We start from the raw sequence: 2,587 nt of genomic DNA on the forward strand, positions 1-2,587 counted from the left end.
AAAAGATTAACAAAAAAAAAATGGTTAACGTCTTTAGCTATCGTGCCATTAACCTTTTATATGGCTGCCAGCCAAGCAACCTCATTGCAGGTAAAGCTACAACCAAGCGATCCACACTGGCAGTTGCTGATCAATAATAATTTACTGAGCCCAACAGATATAAAAATCGAAGCTAATGAACGCAGCTTCGCCCAGCAACTAAAACCACTATTACAACAAGGTAACTACCAAGCTGTTGCTGATCTATTTACACAACGTGAATTAGGTAACGATAGCCCTGCGTTACAACTTTTACGTGGCCAAGTTTTGTTAACCTTAAAACAGTTTGCAGGAGCTGAGCAGGCGTTAAAGGCAAGTTTATCAAGCATGTCAGATTTAGTTAAAGCTCATCAAGGTTTAAGTCTGCTCTATATGCAGCAAGGTAATTATCAACAAGCACAGCCACATCTAACCCGCTGTATTGAACTTGGCCAAGCAGATGCGCAAGTCTATGCGCAACTTGCCTATATTCATGTACAAGCTGAGCAACCTTGGAGCGCAATTGCAGCTTATCGTCAGGCATTAATGCTTGAGCCACAGCAAGCACAATATCAACAAGGGTTACTTTTTTCACTAATTGCTGCCGGCGATCTAGGTCAAGCCCAAGCTCTGCTAAAAGAGCTATTAAATGCATCCCCTAACAATCCAGAGCTTTGGCTACAACGTGCACAAATTGCCTTACAACAAGACAACAATAAACAAGCTTTGGCAAGTATTGAAGTAGCTTTAAAGCTGGCACCTAGCAATGCAAGTAATCAATTACTTGCAGCACAACTTCATCTTACACAAGGTAGCTACTCACGCTCTGTTGAATTGTTAAGTAATGCATTAGCAAGCACTCAGCCACCTCAAATAGCAGAAGCTAGCGAGATTAGTATGCAAACCCTAAATTGGCTTATCGCACAAAAAAAATGGCAGCTAGCCAAGCAGCTCGTTTCGCAACTAAACCCTTTTATAAATAAGTTATCAAAACAATCCCGCGCAGAGTTTTCAGTTTATACCGCTCAGCTAGCAATTGAGCAAGGTAACTTTAAACAAGCTCAAAAGAGTTTACATAAAGCATTAACAATCGACCCAAATCTTGGCGATGCACTGTTAAGCCTGGCAAATATCTATCAGCAACAAAACCAACTGACACAAGCAAGGTTAATGTATGTACGAGCACAAGCTTTACCTGAGTACCAACTCTCTGCATGGTTAGGCCTCGCGCAAATTGAAATTGAAAATAAAAACTACAAAGAAGCATTAAGCCAGCTTAAAAAAGCACTTAACGCCAACCCACAAAGGCAAGACTTACTCACCAACATTCGCGCTCTTGAAGGACTGATCCAACGAGAAGGTTAATAGTTAATAGATTTATACCAATCGTGTTAAGTTACTGACCATTTATAGCGACAGATAAATACAGTGATAACAAGGCGTAAGTTTCGACATGTAGTTGTTATACTTGAATAAATTATAACGCAGTTAGCACTTTATTTAGCTCGCTAGAATGGTTAAATATTTAAGTCGATTGGTATTACACCAAGCCCAGCACAACGTTGGGCTTTTTATTGTCTAGTTTATAGTTTCTTCTTATGTCGTTAGCGAGTTGGGTGATTTTATAGAGAGTGTGGGTTTGTCTGTGATACCAGTCTGCATAAAGATTAAGTCAATTTGATCCAGTCTCTAGAGCATATGCTTTTAACCGTATCAGGATCAGGAATGAATTTATTCCACGCTTGCGAAACCTGTTCGACTATTTCTTCATAACCACTAAACACACGATTAGATAAACAGTGTTGCCGTATCCAACTCCATTGTTAAGGTTGTTTGAAACCCATTTATTGACACTGCCGCGCGCTGTATTTAGGCGCTTAGCAATATTCGTTCTGTTTTCACCCTCAAAGAATAATGAAACAGCAAGCAGGCGTATGCGCTTTCTTGCATTAGGCTCTTTACGTGATAAAGCTAAAAGTTGCTTGGATTTTTATAAGTTCAATTTAGTAAAAGTAGATAAGTATCAGTGTGCTAATTAGATCACATAATTTGGCAGATTGGTATAAGCCACTGGGTTTATTGATCAATAAAATATCATCGTCTTTATATAAAATTTCCACATGCTCATGACAAACCGATGCAATAAAGTCATCGACAATAGAATGCTGTGGCAAATTTGTATCAGACATTATTTCTCTCATTATTGATTTTATAAAAACGTTGCAACATTAGTATCTTGAAACTAGTTCAATTTCTATCATACACAAAAAAGTCGGTATGCTGCGCTGTAGTTTGGCTTTTAACTATAAAGGGCGCTAGTTTTCAAGATTAGAAAATGGCAGTGAACGCATGTCAAAGGTTAACGCTGACGGCTCGAAGCCAATAGCTTTCCTGCAGACGTAAAAAAGCCGCTTCATTTCTGAAGCGGCTTTCTCAATTTGGAGCCTGGCAATGTCCTACTTTCACATAGCAAATGCTACACTATCATCGGCGCTGTTTCGTTTCACTACTGAGTTCGGCATGGGGTCAGGTGGGTCCAAAACGCTATTGTTACCAAGCAAATTTGGTG

General features: G+C 39.4%; 1 protein-coding gene, 1 rRNA gene and 1 pseudogene. 1 reads left to right on the top strand and 2 read right to left on the bottom strand.

Translation table 11 applies throughout. The annotated features are described in order from the left end of the window. Nucleotides 1-42 precede the first annotated feature (42 nt). A complete protein-coding gene (locus H5232_RS21370; RefSeq protein ID WP_310736896.1) occupies nucleotides 43-1,383 on the top strand; it encodes a tetratricopeptide repeat protein in 1,341 nt (446 codons plus the stop codon). 698 nt (nucleotides 1,384-2,081) lie between these two features. Here H5232_RS21370 and H5232_RS21375 read toward each other — a convergent pair. Both H5232_RS21375 and rrf read right to left on the bottom strand, forming a co-directional pair. Beyond that, nucleotides 2,082-2,207: pseudogene (locus H5232_RS21375) on the bottom strand (RluA family pseudouridine synthase); the annotation flags it as partial. Nucleotides 2,208-2,461: 254 nt separating this feature from the next. Further along, nucleotides 2,462-2,576: ribosomal RNA gene (gene rrf, locus H5232_RS21380) — 5S ribosomal RNA — on the bottom strand. Between the last annotated feature and the right edge of the window lie 11 nt (nucleotides 2,577-2,587).

The sequence above is a fragment of the Pseudoalteromonas sp. SG41-5 genome, from assembly GCF_014164495.1.
GTDB lineage: Bacteria > Pseudomonadota > Gammaproteobacteria > Enterobacterales > Alteromonadaceae > Pseudoalteromonas > Pseudoalteromonas rhizosphaerae.